We start from the raw sequence: 18,438 nt of genomic DNA on the forward strand, positions 1-18,438 counted from the left end.
TTTTTTCTCCTGTTAGCACCACACAATACCACAAGTTTTCAGATATATCCAGTGTTTTTACCCATATACTTTCGACAATTCCGGAGAAAATGTTTCCCGGTTCAAAGTATCGATTTTTTTGTATTCCTCATCCGAGATAAAGCCATTTTCCAGCATCAGATTCAGCAGTTTCCGGGCTACACTGTACCGGACTTCATTTGTTTCTTTTTTCTGTTCCATGGCCTGCCTCCTAATGAATGGATAAATTTGGACTGTCTTCCGGTATCGCCAATGCCGAGTCCTTTAACACAGAAGTGCAAAGCACTTCCATCTTCCCCTGTTCCGGCGAATAAGCCTCCACACCAAAGCTCTGTAAAAACTCTGCATAGGCAATGATGTCCTTTGCATTGCGGCTCAGGCGGTCGGGACCGATCACCACCAGAATATTCACACTCTGCTGTGATACCGCATCGGTCAACGCCTGGAGGCCGGGCCGGTTCATATCCCGGCAGGAACCGGTGTCCTGGGAATGACCGACTACCTCCCAGCCCATGCAGGAGGCATATTCGGTTAGCTTCTGGTCCTGCCGCTTCAAGCTCCCATACCGGTCCTCCGGCGCATCGATCCGGGTATATACCCATGCTTTTTTCTTTTCGTTCATAAGATCCTCTCCCTCCTATTCTGGATTTCTACGTTCAATCGAACTTTAAATCTATATATACGGCTCAGCTCTTTCTGCCGTTTCGTTGTTTTTCGTCTAACTAAGGCCGATGCTGATCCGCAGCGCATGATCTACCTGCCTCATATCCTCTTCCGTCAATCGGCCTATGTACTCCCGCAGACGGACACGGTCGATGGTCCGGATCTGTTCCAGCAGTACAACGGAATGTTCTTTCAGGCCACAGGGCTTGGGATTGATTGGGACATGGGTCGGCAGCGGATGCTTGTCCTGTCTGCTGGTCACGGCCGCTACAATTACAGTAGGACTGAACCGGTTCCCCATATCATTCTGGATCATCAGCACTGGCCTTACGCCGCCCTGTTCGCTGCCGGTTACCGGTGTCAGGTCTGCATAGTATAAATCGCCCCTTAAAATATTCACTTTGGTTCTCCCCTCTCTTACTCGATTTTCTGGAAACAAAAAATCCCCTCACTCGTATTGAACAAGGGGATGAAACTCTATGTAGTTTTATCCAGTTCTCTTTTAAAGCCGGACTTTACGCAAAGGATAGTTTTCCTGCTCCTTTCGGTAATCTTCCCACATCTGTTTCCAGTCGATGCTGTCGCGCTTGCAAGGGTCGTGATGGGCCGATTCTTCTCTCCCAAATCGGATATACATTGCCACGGCCTTTTTACTATCATTCCTCATGATTTGCTTCCTCCTCTGATGTTCTATTCTTTCTGTACCACAACATATCTGAATGATCCCAAAACATCTATCACCATATCCAATAAAAATGGATGGTATTCTTAGCCAATCTGACAAAAATTCACTGTTTCGATAAACTGTATCTGATGGCGGCGGTTAAGAAACTGCCGCCGCCACACAGTATAAAAACGTACTTGTTCTTCATTTCATTTTTATTAAATACTTCATGCTCCTATTCGGCACACCTCCCCGGAGCCTGGCAGTCGATTACAACCGGCCCTGGCAAAGCCGTCATGGGCACAGCATTCTTTGCTGCCCCAGCCGGGATCTCCGGCTGCCGCTCTCATTGCGTGATCCCTCGGTCAAGAGGGGCTGTGACTGAACGGAAGTATCATCATAGGCTGCCCAGGTCATGGCGGGATGGCCCTGCCACGGGCCATTTAAAGAACAGAAAAAACCGCTCTGCACCTTCGATATGATCGGATTGACAGAATACTAGAGATCCTGCAGGTGGTCGTGGCGTATCTTTCTATGCCGCTTTCGCTTTCGCGCTGGACAGCTAACGTATCGTAATCGCTGGATATGAAATTTTCAAGGAACAACGGGGACTGAATAAGCCCCTTCACTCCTATAAAGGAAAAAGTGAAGGGGCCTACAACCTCAGAAAACAAAAAATTTATTCTATTTTTTCACGGAGCTTTCTCAGAAGCCGTTTCTTCCGCTTACTCACTGCCTGCTGGGTGACTCCGAGGCGGGCTGCCAGCTCGCCCTCCGTAATCCCAGAAAAGAACAAAGCATCAATTAACAGGCGTTCCTCCACATTCAGTTCATCCAACGCATGGTACAGTCTGCGGTTATCTTCGGCCCGGATCATCTCCTCCTCAATTCCCGGAGCCGAACGAACCACACGGTATTCCGCGTTCACCCCTTCCTCCTGGAACCGTTCCAGCGACATCTCGATCTGTCGGATGACACGGTTCTGATATCGTTCCGCCTCACGGGCTTTATGATAGGCGTAATAAACTTCTCTGCTCACTTCCACACGTTCTCTCTGTACAATAATGGTATAAATCCTTTCTTCCGCCATAGGGCTTGTCCTCCAATTCTTGAAATTTGAAATGAAGAACAAGCCCGGCGGTGAACGGCACCGGGTGTTATGAACAGAAACACAGAAAGCATAAGGGCTGGACGATGTGTAATCTTTTGCATCCTGCTGCCTGTGTCTGTCTTTTTTCTGTATTAATCGCTGATCCCTATCCCCAGCCGGGAACAGAGACACAGACTGACTTTGTTTCAGGCCGATTCCGTTTTCTGTGTTACAGCTGACCTATAATATCGCTGCTTTTGATCAGCAGCGGCAAGGAAATCAACCAACGCAAAAAAATCCCCCCAAACATCAGCGGTGCTCAGGGAGATTTATTTTCTATGACCATGTTAACAAAACCCTCTCAGCACGGCTTTTTTTTGACGGGCTGCCGGGTAAAATGTATGTTAAATAATCCACAATATCAGCTTAAATGAGATTATAAAATAGGGGAGGGGGATATTTGGGGGATTTTCGGGGAAAATTGGGGGAAGGCTTCGGCACCTTTCGACAAAAATACCGAGAAGCATAACGTCTTCTCGGTATTTTTCAAAATGATTTATTTTTTGCTTTCATCAACAAAGCGGTATCCAATGCCCCAGACATTTTTAATATATTCCCGGTTGTAGGCTGTCAGCTTTTTCCGGAGGGTCTTAATCTGGCTCTTTACCGCTTCGTCTATATCATAGGCATTTTCATTATTCCAGACCAGGCTGTAGAGCTGCTCTTTGCTCAGAACCTGGCCTGCATGGCTTGCTAAGCAAAAAAGCAAGTCAAACTCCTTACGAGTCAAATTTAATTCCTGGCCATCTAGCATCACAATCCTTCGTTCCGGATCAATCAGCAAGTCCATACCGAACGCCAATGTATAGCAGCGACTTTTCGGGGCATTTAAGTTGATATATAAATCCATCAAAGATTCCGCTTGAGCCAGACATTCTTCCAATTCGTATGGTTTTTCCAGATATGCATGAGCTCCTGCTTGATATGCAGCCAGTTTAGCTTCTTGACCCGGCTTGGAGGAAAGAACTAAAATAGGAATGGTTTTAGTATTTCTCATTATTTTAAGTAATTCCTGACCATCTGCCTCTGCAAGAAAAATATCCATAATTACAAGGCAGTATTCCTGTTCCATGAAGCGCTTAAGTCCTTCAGATACAGAGTTAGCATAATACACATCTGTTGTAGGGCTTTGCAATGAATATTTTATTTGATGACAAACCTTTATATCATCATCAATTATTAATACCTTTTTCTTCAATACTACCACCTTAACTTTCGTGTATTTTAATTTTGCCCTAAAAATACAGGATATTGTTCTTTTGCATTGATATCAGTATCTGTCACTACATTTCTCTTATTCTATATCTGCTATCCTCCGTCATATTTTCTGGTCCCCCACCGACCACACATGCTTCTCCTCTTTGCTTTGCGGTGTATTCTGGGCCATAACACCTACCAGCTTATGGGGAACATAAGCCTCCTCCAAATACGCAAGCTCCTCTGCGTCCAGTTTCACCTCCACTGCTTTTGCAGCACCCTCGATATGATGAGGTTTTGTCATGCCCACAACGGGAGAGGTCACTTTCTCGAGCAACCATGCCAGGGAAATTTCTGTCATGGAAACCTTATGCCGTTCCGCCAATTCCGCCACACGGTCAATGATGATCTGATCCTGTGCGGCTGTGTCGCCATATTTCAGTTTCGCGTAACTGTCCTCCTGCAGACGTTTTGAAGTCTCTCCCGGATGCTTTGACAATCTGCCGCCTGCCAGGGCGCTGTAGGGTGTCATGGCGATATGTTCTTCCTGACAGTAAGGCGCCATCTCCCGCTCCTCCTCCCTGAAAATCAGATTGTAATGCCCCTGAACCGACACAAATCTGGCAAATCCGTCCCTCTCCGCCAGAGCATTCGCCTTGGCCAACTGCCAGGCATAGCAGTTGGAAATGCCGATATACCGGACTTTCCCCTCTTTCACCAGGCGGTTTAAGCCGTCCATAATGTCATAAAGCGGGGTCCCGTAGTCCCACATATGATAGATATACAGATCCACATAGTCCATTCCCAGATTTTTAAGGCTCATCTCCGCCATCCGCCGGATATGCTCCTGCCCGCTGATTCCCTGGCTGATCTCATCTGCCGTCCTCGGCATGAATTTCGTTGCGACCACAACGTCCTCACGTTTCGCAAAATCCCGCAATGCGCGGCCTAAGTATTGCTCGCTGGTCCCGCTCTGATAACCGACGGCCGTGTCAAAGAAATTAATTCCCAAGTCCAGTCCCTGTTTAATGATTTCTCTGGAGTGTTCCTCATCCAGTGTCCAACTATGCTGTCCCCTAGACGGATCTCCGAACCCCATACAGCCCATGCAGATACGGGATACATTTAAGTCAGAATTTCCAAGTTTTGTGTAGTTCATAAATCTCCTTTCCGGCTTTTACAAAAGTCCTCTTCCCGATACAAATTCCTCCCGGCTTCTACTCCATGATTTCCATAGAGCCTGTAAAATCATCCGCTTTCCCGACCAGCACTTCCAGTCCGCTTTCCACTTTTCCCAGGGGAACCAGTTCATCGGAATGGCGGAAATCTCCGTAAAAGATCGTGAAATTTCCCCATGGCCGGTAGATGACCATCTCCCCGGCCACCGGGTCATAGCCTGGTTCCTCATCTGCGATAGAGAACGGCTCATCCGAGACGTTAGCCGGCTTCTCGATTCCTGAAAGGTCATAAAACTCCAAATTCTCCATAGGCAGCCGCTCTAAGAATGCCACGGCTGCCGTATTGTCATACATGGCGATAATTACCTCTTCTCCGTCTACCGTCAGCTTCACCCTTATGCCATTGTATCCCGGGCTGCTCCCATCCGGATAGGTTCCAATTTCTGTTCCTCCTGTTTGCACGGCAAAAGAATACTGGGAACCGTCAGATGATTGCGCTTCCGCAGATGTCTGTGTTTCCGCAACTGTTTCTGCAACTATCTCTGCGGCAGTGGTACCTGGCGCTGCAGATTCCCTGTTTGCACTGCAGGCAGTTACCAATAGCACTGCGGCAGCCGCCAGAAATCCTGTCAATTTTATTTTCTTCATATAATGATAGTCTCCTTTTTTTCTCTGTGCTCATACCCGCGCGAATCCAATCTTTTCCATCCACCCCCGAATCTGATCCTCCAATCGGATTCCCCCGTCTCCCATGACCGAAAATCCCGGCAGTATCTTAGATCCCGGGCAGAGGGAGGCAATCCCTCCCGCCACCCTCCCCATACCGCTCCCGCCATGGGTACAAAATGGGATCACAGTCTTTCCCGCCCAGTCAAGACCGGTCAAAAAAGAAGTAAGTGGAGGCGTCATGGCCCCGCACCAGTTAGGCGTCCCTGCAAAAACAATGTCATACTCTTCCGCTTTCACTGACACAGGCAGAAGTCTTGGATGATATCCATCACGGATCTCACGCCTTGCCCTCAGTACCAGATCCTGGTATCCCGGCGGATACGGCTGCCTCGGATAAATACAGCACAGTTCTCCCCCGGCTGCCTGTTGGATTGCCTTCGCCACCTGAAGGGTATTCCCCGAATAAGAATAGCATACCGTTAATAGTTTACTTGCCATTGAAACCACCCCCAGCCGCTTATCACAGGCACATATTCAGTATTTTTACCACATCTTCTTCTTTTAAAGGCACATATGCCTGTCCTAAACACCCTACCTGCACGGCCTTTGCCGCCATCTGCGGAAACTTTGCGTCATCAATCCCAAACTCTTTTAAGCTGGATGGCAGACCGATCCGCCGGAAGAAGGCTTCCGTGGCATCAATCCCCTTGTTTGCCAGGGCAAAGCGGTCCTCCTCCCCTGCAATCCCCCAGACATTCACCGCATAATCACAGAATTTATCCACCGTATCCTCCGACAGGATATAGCGCATCCACTTGGGGGTCAATACAGCCAGCCCTGCGCCGTGGGTAATATCGTAATGGGCGCTCAACTCATGCTCGATATAGTGACAGCTCCACATAAAGTTCTTTCCGGTAGTGACCAGGCCGTTCAGCGCCAGGGAACTGGTCCATAAGAGCTGCGCTCTGGCCTCGTAATTTTCCGGGTCCTCCAGGGCGATAGGAGTATATTTGATGGCTGCCCGCAGAAGTCCCTCACTGATGGCGTCCGGCACAAAAGCCGGCTCCCGGTCAAAATAACTCTCGATCACATGGGACATCATATCCGCAGAACCGGAAGCGGTCTGATAAGGCGGCACGCTGTAGGTGTTCTCCGGATTCAGCACTGCCACCTTGGGAAGGAGCAGCGGATGGCCCATAAGAAGCTTCTCGTTGGTCTCCATATTGGAAATGACAGCCGCACAGTCCATCTCGCTTCCTGTTGCCGCAATGGTGAGCACTACCGCAACGGGAAGCGCTTTTGTGATCTGCCCTTTTCCGGTCAGAAGATCCCACGCATCCCCGTCATAAAAGGCCGCCGCCGCAATAGCCTTGGAACAGTCGATGGTGCTGCCGCCGCCCACCGCCAGGATCATGTCGATGCCTTCTTTTTTACAGATTTCGGCTCCCTTGTTGACTGTGGTGACTCTGGGGTTTGGCTCTACGCCGTCCAGCTCAAATACCTCAAAATCCTTTAACATGCCTATGATTTTATCATACAAACCACTCTTTTTGATGCTCCCGCCACCGTAAGTCAGAAGGACCTTCTTTCCATAAGCGGCCAGCTTCGCCGGTAGCTCCTCCTCTTTACCGGCTCCGAATAAAACATCACAGGGTACATAAAATTCAAAACTCTTCATCGTATTTGCTCCTCTTTCTATGATTGTGCCATCTCTTGATTCTGATATTCTTCCTTCATGAAACCGCTTACTGCGCTGCTATCCCGTTTTTGTCCAGCCAGGCCGTTATGTCTCCTGCCAGGCTGGATCCGCCCGAGTAAGATATGGCCAGACCTTCTGACATCTCTGCCTCCGGTGCCAGCTTCGCAATGGCCGTCAGGCTCTGTCCGAACCGTCCGCCGCCATGACTGCAGAATGGGATGATGGTCTTACCCGCAAAATCATATTCCTCCAAAAAGGACGCCACCGGCATGGGGATGGACGCCCACCAGTTGGGATATCCCAGGAATATCACATCGTACTGTGACATATCTTCCACATGGCTTGCCAGTTCGGGCCTGGCCTGGACGTTCTGATCCTTCTGGGCCTGGTCGAGAACCGTGCTGTAATCGTTGGAATATGGGTGGACCATCTCTATCTCAAAAAGCTCTGCCCCGGTCTGGGAAGCGACCTCCCGGGCAATCCCTCTGGTATTTCCACCCCAGGAGAAGTAAGCAACCAGCATCCTGCCGTTCCCCTGGATATCGGTCATTTCCGTGTCTTCTCCCTGAATCAATCCTGAAACGACCGTCCCGCTTTCACCGGAACCCTCTGCGTTTCTGGCAAGGCGCAGTCCCACGTTATAGGCGCTGTTTTCCTGGGGCATGGCGGCTCGATAGGCGCTGCGGAGGTTTTTAGCAAAATCATTCCATCCTCCGCCCCGGTTTACCCGTCTGGTCCCACTCTCCGGGCCGGTAGGATTTTCCAATGAAGTTGATTCATAAGCGCCATAATAATCCCAAACCCATTCCCCTACATTTCCATGCATATCGTAGAGTCCCCAGGCGTTTGGCAGGAAGCTGCCAACTGCCGTGGTGGTCTGCCGGTATACGCCCGGTTTCGTCTCCAGATTCCCCTGAGAAAAGTAGTTATCCTCGATCATGTAAGGATAGTCGCCCCAGTAGTTGGCCTCCTCAGCGCTGATGGAGGTCTGGGTGTTAAAGGGAGTGGTGGTTCCCGCCCTGCAGGCATACTCCCATTCCGCCTCTGTGGGCAGACGGTAGCCGGATGCATCCCGGTTCCAGCTTACGGTATTGTCCGCTATCTCATAGACCGGTTCCAGTCCCTGACGTTCGCTTAAAGTGTTGCAGAAACGGATCGCATCCAGCCAGGACACAGTCTCAACCGGAAACTCATCTCCGAAAAAAGCGCTGGGATTTGCTCCCATGACCTGACTATACTCGTCCTGTGTCACCTCATAAGGCGACATGTAAAAATCATCCAGGGTGACGGCGTGGAGAATTTCGTCCGCGCTCCTCCATGCCTCTTCCTCCGGACTTCCCATCTGGAAGGTCCCTCCCTGGATCCGTACAAATCCATCCTCTGCTGCTCCAACTCCTGTTCCCCCATTGCCGGAAGAAAGAGCCTGTGAGCCGGACGTGGGTTCCGATTCGGCGGTCTGGGTTTCCTGTCCCTGAACCGTTCCGGTCTGCTCCGTACTCCGTCCGCACCCGGCCAGGGTTCCGGCCAAGGAAAATGCCAAAATTCCCATACACAGCATATGTGTTTTTCCTTTCATTCTGTTTCCTTTCCTTATCTGTAACAGTTTAGGACGATGCCGTCCTAAATAATCACCCTTATCTTTTCTAATATCCCAGTTTTTCCAGCCAGCCCGCAACCGCTTCCTGCGCCTGCGCCACCTCCGTCATACGCACCTCCAGTCCCGGTTCCATCACCTTTGCCCCAGGGATCAGCTCTCTCATCCTTTCAATGGAGCCTGAAAAGCCGCTGCTGGCGCTGGTCACGAAGGGGATTACCGTCTTCCCAGAAAAATCATACTCTTCCAGAAAGCTGTATACGGCCATGGGCATATCATACCACCAGTCCGGGAAGCCAAGGAACACCACCTCGTACTCCTCCATGTTCTCCACATGGGAGGACAGCTCCGGGCGGTACTTCTGGTTTCGCTCTTCCCCTCCCTGATCGATCAGATCGTCATAATTGACCGGGTAAGACTGAACTGTGCGGATGGAAAACAAGTCTCCGCCGGTCTGGGTCTGTATCATCCTGGCTACGGCCTCCGTACTGCCCTGAACTTCATCCCCGATCAGTTGGATGCTTGCCGAAGCAACCGCATCCAAGTCCGAATCTTCCAGAGAACTGTCCAAGGATCCATAGGGGCCTCCGCCCTGGAGAATTTCCTCCAACTCAGCTTCCGTATTGTCCAAGCGTGTAAAATAAGCGATCAATATCCTGGAACCGTCTGTCCGATTCTCATCGGATATCCCAGCAGACGGGCGTGTTCCGGCATTGTCCATATCCGTGGACGCAGCTGTCTGGGCAAAGCTCGTTTCTGTGCCACCTTCCTTCGTACAGCCGGAAGCAAACAGCAGCATGGCTGTTGCCAGAATAGCAATCTGTCTTTTCATCCATATCTCCTTTATAAATCCAATCCATCAAGCCATTCCTGAATCTCCGGCTGGGCGTCCTTTACCTCCGGACGGTATACGCCAATGGGATCCAGAACTCTGGCGGATTCCGGCAGAGCCTTTTTTAAATCCTGAATCGTGGCCGCCAGTCCACCTGTTCCGTGGGTGCAGAACGGGACAACCGTTTTTCCGGAGAAATCATATTCCTCCACAAAGGAAAGAACCGGCATGGGAAGGGTGTACCACCAGTTGGGGAATCCCAAAAAAACGATATCGTAGTCCTCCATATTGTCCACATGAGTGGACAGCGCTGGCCTTGCCCGGTCTGCTTTCTCATCCGCCGCCCGGTTCAAGCATTCGTCATAGTCGCTGGAATAAGGTTCTTCCACCTTGATGGAAAATAAATCCCCTCCCACCTCCTGCCTGATCCAGTCAGCCATCAGCGCAGCATTCCCGGGTGGCAGGACGCTGGCAGACGTGGTCGCATCCACATCCACAGAATCCGGATTCTCCACATGGGTGTTGTCTGCCCATGTAAAATAAGCAATGAGGATGTTCTCCCCCTTGGTCTTTGTCTGCGGCGAATCGGCTTTCGCCGTCTCCGTCCGTGCCAAACTCTTCTGCGCCGAATCTACTTGTGCTGCCTTCGTCTGCGCCGCCTCCACTAATTTCGTCTGGAGCGGTTCCACTTCTGCCTCAGGCTGGTTCTGTGCTGCCCCGCATCCGGCAAGTATGGCTGCCGCCGCGGCCGCCAGAAGTCGCTGTTTCCATCGTTTCATTGATACTCTCCTTCCATCTTTCCTCTATCCAATCAAGTTCACTGCCAATCCCGTTATCAGGGAAAATCCCATCACAAAGAGCAGATAAATCCCAAACCGTTTTGCTCCCAGCACAATCTTTAAAGCCCCCAGATTGGTGATTTTCGTCGCCGGTCCGGTGATCATAAAAGCTGCCGCCGAACCCATGCTCATGCCGGACATGAGCCACTGCTGCAGAAGCGGTATGGTGCCGCCCCCGCAGGCATACAGGGGGACGCCGATGGTGGCGGCCATCAGCACGCCAAAGCCGTTTCCTTTTCCAAACAGGTTCCCGACCCCTTCCGCCGGCACGTATCTCTGAAACACTGCAGAAAGCAAGATTCCAAAAAGGAAATAACCGCCTGTGGCCTTCACATTCCTGCCCAGGTTCTTTAAAAACCGCAGGAATAAATTGGGATCCGTATCCCGGTTCCCCGGGCCGTCCATCCCTGAAAAATCAAAATAATTTCCTTTGTAAAAGAAGCGGACCAGCAGGCCTGCTGCAATCCCGCATAAAAAGCAGGACAAAAACCGGATTAGCAGCGCAGAGACGCCCAGGGCCCCGCTGTAGATCAAAAGCTGCGGGTTTAAGAGGATGGAGCTCATCATAAACGCCGCCAGCAGATCATCCCCCATGCCTTTCCTGGAAAAGGAGGCGGCAATAGGGATCGTCCCGTACATACAGAGCGGTGAGGCAATCCCTAAAAGGCTTGCCGGGATCAGTCCCAGCACGCCCAGCTTCCGGTTTTTGAGTGCCTCCATGGTTCCATGGATCTTTCCTTTTCCAAACACGGAAACCGCCGATCCCAGCGCCATGCCAAGCACCCAGTACCAGAAGATCTGGCGGAACTGGAGGCTGAAATAATACCACAGGTAAATGACTTCCCGCCGTATGATATCACTCATCGATACTCTCCAGATTGTAAGTGCGGCTGCCCAGTCCGACCTTCTCCGCATGGGCCAGGGTCAGGAGCCCGTTCCGGGATTCAATCCGCTGCACCAGGGAAGCTCCGTCCTCCGCGCCGTATACCAGGTCGATACACGCCTGGTCCACCGCCACCGGATCAAAGGACGCCAGGATGCCGATATCGTGCATATCCGGCTCCGCCGGGTTCCCGTCACAGTCACAATCCACGGAAAGCCGGTTCATCACATTGATATAGACCATCCTTCCGTCCATGGCGTCAGCCACGGACTTGCCTGCTTCGGCCATGGATTCCAGGAAGGGATCCTGGGCCGCTCCCCACATGCTTCCGCCCTTGCCGGCCGTATGGATATGGTTTTTCCCCTCGGAGGAGGCGATACCGATGGAGATATTCTTGATGGCTCCGCCAAAGCCTGCCATGGCGTGGCCTTTAAAATGGGACAGCACCACATAATAATCATAATTGGCAAAATGAGCGCCCACATAGTTTTCCGTCAGGTTCCTCCCTCCGGTAACCGGAAGTGTCATGGAACCGTTGGCATCCATGATATCCACGTCCGCAATGGCCGTATAGCCGTGGTCAGCAGCCAGCTGGCGGTGGTACGCGGTGCTGGCCCGGTCGCCGCCATAGGCGGTATTGCATTCCACAATGGTTCCCTTTACCTCATGAACCAGATCCCCGATCAGTTCCGGACGCAGATAGTTGCTTCCGTTTTCACCGGTGCTGATCTTCACCGCCACATACTCCCCTGTAGCAGGAGTTCCCAGGGCATTGTAAATTTTCATCAGGCCCTCTGGACTGATGTCCGTGGTCATATATACCGTTGGCGCAGCCTCTGCCTGGCCTGCAGTGTCCTGATGGCCATCGTTTCCATTCTTCTGTGCCGTGTCCTGCCGCCCGGCTGCGGCTGCTTCCCGGTTCTGTCCGGACGTTCCGGTTTCCGGCGTCTCCGCCCTGGCCTCTATCACAGTTCCGTTTGTGATACCGGAATTGCTGTCGGAACATCCTGTGATTATACCTATTGCACAGGCGCAAGCAAACACTAATCCAACTTTTTTTCGCATATTGTTTCCCTTCATTTTCATGTTTTCTCGTTTCATGCCTTGACCTCCCGTTTCTCTCCGCCTGCCTCCCGTCTCCGGTTCTCTTTTCTGCCGCCTTGAGCCTTCCTGACCAGCTTCGCGCCATAATGGGCCAGATAAACAAAAAGTCCCATCAGCGCCAGATAATCGATATAGAACCACAGCTTCGATTCCCCATAATCCAGGAACACAAATTCTGTACGGACCAGCATATAGGTCAGCAGGTCCCGCCGGATCAGGACGTTCAGTCCATAGACCGCTATGGCAGTCCCGCACAGCAGGCCCAGCAGTCTCCCGCCTGGCACGGCTATCGCTCTCCCACCTGCTGCTTTTTTGTCTGCCACTTTTTGTTTCTCCGCTCCCCCGCCAGTCATTTTCCCCATCACTCCAAGGAGTATATTCCAGTGCAGTCCCAGATGGAGGGCCATAAGAACCAGCCCCCAGTAAGCCGACGCCATATGCAAAAGCCTTGCTGATGACAATCTCCCCGGAACCGGCAGTTCGGAAAACACATACCTTGACAGGACGATACCGCTGTACATCAGAATAGCCATACAGGCCAGAAGCAGGAAGTTGAGCAGCGTCTGTATGAGCCTTATGGCGGAATACCTCCCTTTTCCCAGTCCCTGATACCAGTTTCGGTTTAGCAGGTTATGAAACACAAACAGGACGAAAAGTGCCGCGCCGCCCCATTCATGGGCTGCTTCTCCCCACAGATGATAGGCCATCAGGAAAAGCAGAAGCAGGGTCATCAGTATATCTGTGATTAATTTCAGTTTCAGTTTTGGATTCATGTTTTCCCGCCTTTTCTGTCCAGTGATCCGTTACTGTCCCATTCCAATGGATGCAAGCCATTCCTCAACCTGCGTTCCGGCTCCGGCTGCGTTTCCTCCGCTGATCTCAAACCCCTCCAGGATTTCCGCTCCCTGTGCGCTCTGTTCTACACTGGAAAGGCTCCGGCCGAACCCGCCGCTGCCGTGGGTACAGAAGGGGATCAGGGTCTTGCCGTTAAAATCATGGGACTCCAGGAAGGTCAGCACGGTCATGGGGGTGTCTCCCCACCAGTTGGGGTATCCCACAAAGACCACCTCGTAGTCATCCCAGTTCTCCACCTGTCCGGCCAGCTCCGGCCTGGCATTTTCCTTCTGCTCTGCCTGCGCCTGGTCTAACAGCGCATCATAATCGTCCGTATAAGGAACAGCCGGAGTGATCTCAAACAGCTCCCCGCCTGTCTGCTCCTGAATCAATTCTGCCAGGGCCTCCGTATTGCCGGACCAGGAGAAGTAAGCGATCAGCGGGCGTTTTCCCCCTTCTGCGGTTTGTTCCGAAGAATCCGCATTGTCCTGTGTCTCCATCCCGGACTCCTCTGCCGATGCTGTCTGGGTCTGACTCTCCTGCGTCTGGCTTCCCTGTGTATTCTCTTCTGCTGTCTGCATTGCAACTTCGGAAGTCTGCGCCGCAGTAGTTGCGCCGGCAGTTCCGGAACAGGCCGTCAGTCCCAGGACAAGGATTCCTGCTAGCATTACATTAAATACTGTTTTTCTCATCTTTCTTCTCCTCGCAATAATATTTTACTGTACATGGGTTCCCGCAGGCTACCGCATAATCCGGAATGGAATCCCTGACCACGCTGCCCGCGCCAATGACCGCATGATTCCCAATGGTTACTCCGGGCAGGATCATGGCCCCGCCGCCGATCCATACATACTCTCCGATGGCAACCGGGAGCGCATAAGTCTTGATGGCGGTAGCTCCGTCTCCCAAATCCCAGAAACGGCCCGCCGGCTCCTTGTCGTGCATTGCCGTGTAGATCTTCACATCCGGCCCGATCAGGGTGTTTCTCCCGATTGTGATCCTGCCGGTGTCCATCAGGCTGCAGTTCATGTTGATCAGGCAGTTATCGCCGATATGGATATTGTTTCCGTAATCCACATAGAACGGCTGGTTCACCCGGCTGTTCTTTCCAACGCCTCCCACCAATTCTGCCAGGATCCTTTCTTTCCCCTCCGCGTCCTCAGAAAGAAGCATGTTATATTCTCTCGCCAGGTTTTTCGCACGATGGTACTGCCTGCGAAGCTCCGGATCACGCGCGTCGTAAATCTCTCCTGACTGTTTCTTTTCCAGCTCTGTCAACTTAAATCCTCCTCTCTGTCTATATTTTAACTTCATATCTTTATTATAAAATTGCTGGTTCATTATGTAAAATGCTTATGCCATATCATTAATCATGCGCTAAGTGTATGATTCTACCGCTCGTTCCAGCCTGCGATTTTCGTCAGTGTCTGGCAGGGAAGGGAATAGGCGCTGACTGGAACATTCCTCAAATCCGCCGTATTGGAATCCACCAGGTAATCCACAGTCCTGCCTTCCCTGTCAGTAACTACCTTTGTAATGAGGACCGTATGGCTCCAACGCTCAGGAAAGCCCATCTGGATAATATCTCCCGGTTCCCCTGACAGATAAGGGGCATCCCTCTGCACCGCCAGGCCATACCCACGGTTACGGACCGTATAGCTTCTGAATGCCTCCACATTGATCCATGGCAAGGTATTCTTAGCATCTTCCGGAAGGGCGGTATCAGACCTTTTCCAGCTCCAGGTCTCACCCCCCGATATGTCTCTGGGAATTCCACCCGCATATAGGCATTGGGACACGAAATTCTGGCAGTTTCCTCCCTGTCCGGTAAAATCCGCCCAATCACCGTTCCGGACCCCAATCCATCTGTCCGCATAGGAGACGGCCGCTTCCCGGTCATAGGGATGCGCTGTCACAGGCAGGGAGGGGGAGCCGTTGTCCCTGCTCCGCAGAATCATCTGCTCTTTTGCCTGACGCAAAAGGCTTTCTCTTCGCAATGCAAAAAATCCTCCGGCATTTCTAATTTCCCAGTCTTCTTCCATGCAGGTATCCAAATCACTGTCCCAATATTCTCCCATGAGATTCTGATAAATTCCGTCAGACTGCAAGTGCTTCCTTATCTTCCAGCCGCCGCCCTGGTTCACCATCTCAAACCGGTGAGCAATGCGGTAAAATTCTGACTCAATATCCGAGTGCTGCGTGAACCGCTGCACATTGTTTTCATTCATGTGCAGATACAAACTCCCATCATCTTTCATGACAGCAGCCGTCACGGTAAGCTCAAACCGATATTCTTCCAGGGTAAGATCCGGTTTCTGCATGGCACGCAGTCCGATTAAATATTCCCAGGCATTCCGGTTAAGTTCCCTATTCCCATCACAAGCGCCGGAAAACAGATCTGCTGTCTCGGTCATTTTTAAGGCTGAAACCGCCTGATAGCAGCGCTCCATATAGGAAAATACGCCTTGGACTGCTCCTTCCGTAACAAAGCAGCCCGGTTCTATGGTCATGGTTCCATGCTCTGACTTCCATACCCTTCCTCCGTCATCTGCACTGGCAACATAATCAGAATAATCAGAATCCCTGTCGGCTGACTCTGCAAGGGATTCGAGAAGCATAGCCGGTTGGTCCTGCGTATAGAAAGCGCCGTAGCATCCATCCAACAAAAAAAGATATGTCAAAATTGCCGTAACAACTCCCCCTCTGCATATGTTTGTCTGGAGTTTGTTCATATGGTTTCTCCTGGTTTCGTATTCTTTCTTTTTATCCGAATAGCGCGAACTGCCATCTGTTACTGTATAAACCGGATGTCATGCAGCCTCTTAACTTCCTCCAGGCTCCGTATTTCAAGTATCCTACTGTTTCCAGTGTCCATTTGATAGATTCTTTCCATGTCAGATACGGAAAGCCGGAAATCATCAATTTCATAATTCTCTTCAATCCGCTCCTTATGGACTGATTTCGGAATTGCAATTATCCCCTCCTGTCTTAAAAAGCGCAGGATTACCTGGGCGGGAGTCTTACCGTACTGCCGTCCAATGGTTCTAAGCACCTTATCCTCGAAGATCCCCTCCATTCCTTCTGCAAACGGTGCCCAAGCCATGGCTTTTATATTGTACTCATCCATCAAAAGGCGCAGCTTTTTCTGCTGGCAGAACGGATGCAGCTCCATCTGGTTTACGGACGGCGCCACCTTATGGTTCAGAATTAAGTCCAATAGCCTGTCCGATTCAAAATTATAGACTCCGAGTGCCCGTATTTTTCCTGCCTCATATAATTCCTCCATAGCTCTCCAGCTGCCGTAATAATCACCGTATGGCATGTGAATCAAATATAAATCCAGATATTCCATTTGAAGATTATGAAGCGTTTTTTCAAAGGAAACAATTGTTCTCTCATATCCTGCATCCTGAATCCATACCTTTGAGGTAAGAAAAATCTCCTTTCGGTCGATACCGCTTTGCTTTATGGCCTCCCCCACGGCGCCTTCGTTCCCATAGCAGGCAGCAGTATCAAAAAGCCGGTATCCTGTCTCCAGGGCATTCCTGACGCTCTGCCTGCATTGTTCCTGAGCCGTGATCTGAAATACTCCAAATCCGAGCTGCGGAATCTCTATGTTATTGTTGAGTAAAATACTTTCCATTCCTATCCTCCTCGTAAACTGTTTTAAAAAATACCGGTCAACCTTTGCTGACCGGCACTTTGCATTTTGGCATTCTTTTGTTTCGTCTCTGACACCAGTTAATCTCTTAGTATCCAATCCTCCCCAGCCAGGGTTCGATGTCGCTGATGCTGCCTACACGGATTCCATCAAGAACCGTGGAATTCGGGCACAGGCCGCGTATGGTCCTTATGCTGGTACTGATTCCGCTGCTGCCGCTGGTGCAGAAGGGCACGATGGTCTTGCCCGTGAAATCATAGGATTCCAGGAAGGTGTCGATCAGCATCGGAGCGTCGCCCCACCAGATCGGGTAACCCACAAAGACCGTATCGTAGGTCTCCATCTGATCAATGGCGGTAGTAATCGCTGGTCTTGCATTGGAATTCAGTTCCCGCTCCGCCCGGTCAAGGGTCGCATCGTATGAACCGTTATACGGGTCCGCAGCCTCCAGTTCTACAAGCCGGCCTCCGGTTAGCTGTCCGATCCGTTCAGCCGCCCGTTCCGTGGTGCCAGTCCTGGAGAAATATACAATCAACACATTTTCTCCTGCCGCAGTCTGGGGAACTTCCGCTGCCCGTGTTTCCACACCGTTTGCAGACACCCAAGCGCCATCTCCGTTGACCTGATAACCGTCCGGCGTGGTGGTATCCGTAAGCATCCAGCCGTCACCGTCAAAATAGTAACATTCCGCAACTCCGTCCTGATTTCCGTCCAGCCATTGCCAGCCACTTGCAGCGTAGGTGCCATCCTCTTTGTCATACCACCAGCGGTTCTGGTTCGGAGCCTCTCCCGTCCTCCAGACACCAGCAAAAGCGGTCATCGACATCATCAAACTCATGATAAGGGTAAGCAGTAACAGCCATTTTCTTTTCATCTCAATTATTCTCCTCTCACGTTATTTTTTCCCAAGGGTCATACATTTCCCAATCACATCGCCGGTCCTTAAATAGGAGTAGGTAGGCATCTCAAACAGCACCGGTTTTAACTTCGTATAGTCAATCTTGCCGTCCCCGTTTAACAGAGCTTCTTCTGCCAGGGTGTAGTCGATGGTCACGATAAAACTCTCAAATCCTTTGGTCTCATAAATATCCTCCACGGTACATTCCATGGACAGGGGTGCCTCGTCAATCACAGGGGCGCCTTTCTCCCCTATGTGATAAGCGAACACTTCTGACTTGTCTTCCTTACTTCCGCTTACACACCCAACGTAATCGGCTTTCTTTAACATATCCTCATCCACCAGGTTGACGGATAGCACACCGTTTGCTTTGATTCCTTTATTGGTATAATGGGGGGCTGCCAGGCTCAGCATCAGATGGTCATGGCCAATGATCCCCAGATGGCCCACCAGCACCCAGTTGGGTTTTCCATCCACCATGGCTCCCACAACTGCCAAAGGGGTCGGGTATAAGGCAATGGATTTTCCAATATCTTTTTTCATGTAGTATTCCTC

The 18,438-nt window shown here is 51.0% G+C and carries 22 protein-coding genes; all 22 read right to left on the bottom strand.

Going from position 1 to position 18,438, the window contains the following annotated elements:
• Window positions 1-57: 57 nt before the first annotated feature.
• Window positions 58-219 carry an SHOCT domain-containing protein gene (locus tag GPL15_RS24560; RefSeq protein WP_215630217.1) on the bottom strand — a complete coding sequence of 54 codons (162 nt, stop codon included), beginning with the start codon at window positions 217-219 and terminating at the stop codon, window positions 58-60.
• A 10-nt stretch (window positions 220-229) separates the two neighbouring features.
• Window positions 230-640, bottom strand: a complete 411-nt coding sequence (locus tag GPL15_RS24565; RefSeq protein ID WP_252198604.1) for a recombinase family protein — start codon at window positions 638-640, stop codon at window positions 230-232.
• 96 nt (window positions 641-736) lie between these two features.
• Window positions 737-1,081: a type II toxin-antitoxin system PemK/MazF family toxin gene (locus GPL15_RS24570; RefSeq protein ID WP_215701314.1), complete on the bottom strand. Its 345-nt coding sequence runs from the start codon at window positions 1,079-1,081 to the stop codon at window positions 737-739.
• Between the two features lie 102 nt (window positions 1,082-1,183).
• Window positions 1,184-1,348 carry a hypothetical protein gene (locus GPL15_RS24575; protein ID WP_215701315.1) on the bottom strand — a complete coding sequence of 55 codons (165 nt, stop codon included), beginning with the start codon at window positions 1,346-1,348 and terminating at the stop codon, window positions 1,184-1,186.
• Between the two features lie 676 nt (window positions 1,349-2,024).
• A complete protein-coding gene (locus GPL15_RS24580) occupies window positions 2,025-2,435 on the bottom strand; it encodes a sigma-70 family RNA polymerase sigma factor (RefSeq protein WP_215701316.1) in 411 nt (136 codons plus the stop codon).
• Window positions 2,436-2,991: 556 nt separating this feature from the next.
• Complete coding sequence (locus GPL15_RS24585; RefSeq protein ID WP_215701317.1) at window positions 2,992-3,693, bottom strand: response regulator transcription factor; 702 nt, start codon at window positions 3,691-3,693, stop codon at window positions 2,992-2,994.
• A gap of 120 nt (window positions 3,694-3,813) precedes the next feature.
• On the bottom strand, window positions 3,814-4,851 hold the full coding sequence (locus tag GPL15_RS24590; RefSeq protein ID WP_215701318.1) for an aldo/keto reductase: 1,038 nt from the start codon (window positions 4,849-4,851) through the stop codon (window positions 3,814-3,816).
• 58 nt (window positions 4,852-4,909) lie between these two features.
• Window positions 4,910-5,518: a cyclophilin-like fold protein gene (locus GPL15_RS24595; protein WP_215701319.1), complete on the bottom strand. Its 609-nt coding sequence runs from the start codon at window positions 5,516-5,518 to the stop codon at window positions 4,910-4,912.
• A gap of 30 nt (window positions 5,519-5,548) precedes the next feature.
• A complete protein-coding gene (locus GPL15_RS24600; RefSeq protein ID WP_215701320.1) occupies window positions 5,549-6,037 on the bottom strand; it encodes a flavodoxin in 489 nt (162 codons plus the stop codon).
• Between the two features lie 22 nt (window positions 6,038-6,059).
• The gene (locus GPL15_RS24605; protein ID WP_215701321.1) at window positions 6,060-7,217 is read right to left on the bottom strand and encodes an iron-containing alcohol dehydrogenase; all 1,158 of its coding nucleotides are present in this window, start codon (window positions 7,215-7,217) and stop codon (window positions 6,060-6,062) included.
• Between the two features lie 67 nt (window positions 7,218-7,284).
• The gene (locus GPL15_RS24610) at window positions 7,285-8,814 is read right to left on the bottom strand and encodes a flavodoxin (protein ID WP_252198606.1); all 1,530 of its coding nucleotides are present in this window, start codon (window positions 8,812-8,814) and stop codon (window positions 7,285-7,287) included.
• A 67-nt stretch (window positions 8,815-8,881) separates the two neighbouring features.
• Entirely contained in the window at window positions 8,882-9,664 is a 783-nt protein-coding gene (locus tag GPL15_RS24615; RefSeq protein WP_215701322.1) for a flavodoxin, read from the bottom strand.
• An 11-nt stretch (window positions 9,665-9,675) separates the two neighbouring features.
• Complete coding sequence (locus GPL15_RS24620) at window positions 9,676-10,443, bottom strand: flavodoxin (RefSeq protein ID WP_215701323.1); 768 nt, start codon at window positions 10,441-10,443, stop codon at window positions 9,676-9,678.
• A gap of 24 nt (window positions 10,444-10,467) precedes the next feature.
• The gene (locus GPL15_RS24625) at window positions 10,468-11,367 is read right to left on the bottom strand and encodes a permease (protein ID WP_215701324.1); all 900 of its coding nucleotides are present in this window, start codon (window positions 11,365-11,367) and stop codon (window positions 10,468-10,470) included.
• A complete protein-coding gene (locus GPL15_RS24630) occupies window positions 11,360-12,202 on the bottom strand; it encodes a DUF362 domain-containing protein (protein WP_346345040.1) in 843 nt (280 codons plus the stop codon). The genes GPL15_RS24625 and GPL15_RS24630 overlap by 8 nt, the downstream gene beginning before the upstream one ends.
• Window positions 12,203-12,483: 281 nt before the next feature.
• Window positions 12,484-13,263 (bottom strand): DUF4405 domain-containing protein, encoded by a 780-nt coding sequence (locus tag GPL15_RS24635; RefSeq protein WP_215701325.1) that lies wholly within the window; start codon window positions 13,261-13,263, stop codon window positions 12,484-12,486.
• A gap of 30 nt (window positions 13,264-13,293) precedes the next feature.
• Window positions 13,294-14,016 carry a flavodoxin gene (locus GPL15_RS24640; RefSeq protein ID WP_215701326.1) on the bottom strand — a complete coding sequence of 241 codons (723 nt, stop codon included), beginning with the start codon at window positions 14,014-14,016 and terminating at the stop codon, window positions 13,294-13,296.
• Window positions 13,997-14,602 carry a sugar O-acetyltransferase gene (locus tag GPL15_RS24645; protein WP_252198608.1) on the bottom strand — a complete coding sequence of 202 codons (606 nt, stop codon included), beginning with the start codon at window positions 14,600-14,602 and terminating at the stop codon, window positions 13,997-13,999. The genes GPL15_RS24640 and GPL15_RS24645 overlap by 20 nt, the downstream gene beginning before the upstream one ends.
• Before the next feature lie 113 nt (window positions 14,603-14,715).
• Window positions 14,716-16,056: an amidase domain-containing protein gene (locus GPL15_RS24650; protein ID WP_215701328.1), complete on the bottom strand. Its 1,341-nt coding sequence runs from the start codon at window positions 16,054-16,056 to the stop codon at window positions 14,716-14,718.
• Between the two features lie 59 nt (window positions 16,057-16,115).
• Window positions 16,116-16,967 carry an aldo/keto reductase gene (locus GPL15_RS24655; protein ID WP_215701329.1) on the bottom strand — a complete coding sequence of 284 codons (852 nt, stop codon included), beginning with the start codon at window positions 16,965-16,967 and terminating at the stop codon, window positions 16,116-16,118.
• A gap of 106 nt (window positions 16,968-17,073) precedes the next feature.
• Window positions 17,074-17,859, bottom strand: a complete 786-nt coding sequence (locus tag GPL15_RS24660; protein ID WP_252198609.1) for a flavodoxin — start codon at window positions 17,857-17,859, stop codon at window positions 17,074-17,076.
• A gap of 21 nt (window positions 17,860-17,880) precedes the next feature.
• Window positions 17,881-18,426 (bottom strand): flavin reductase family protein, encoded by a 546-nt coding sequence (locus GPL15_RS24665; protein WP_215701330.1) that lies wholly within the window; start codon window positions 18,424-18,426, stop codon window positions 17,881-17,883.
• Between the last annotated feature and the right edge of the window lie 12 nt (window positions 18,427-18,438).

The organism is Clostridium sp. MCC353, from assembly GCF_018785315.1.
In the GTDB taxonomy this organism is placed as follows: Bacteria; Bacillota; Clostridia; order Lachnospirales; family Lachnospiraceae; genus CHH4-2.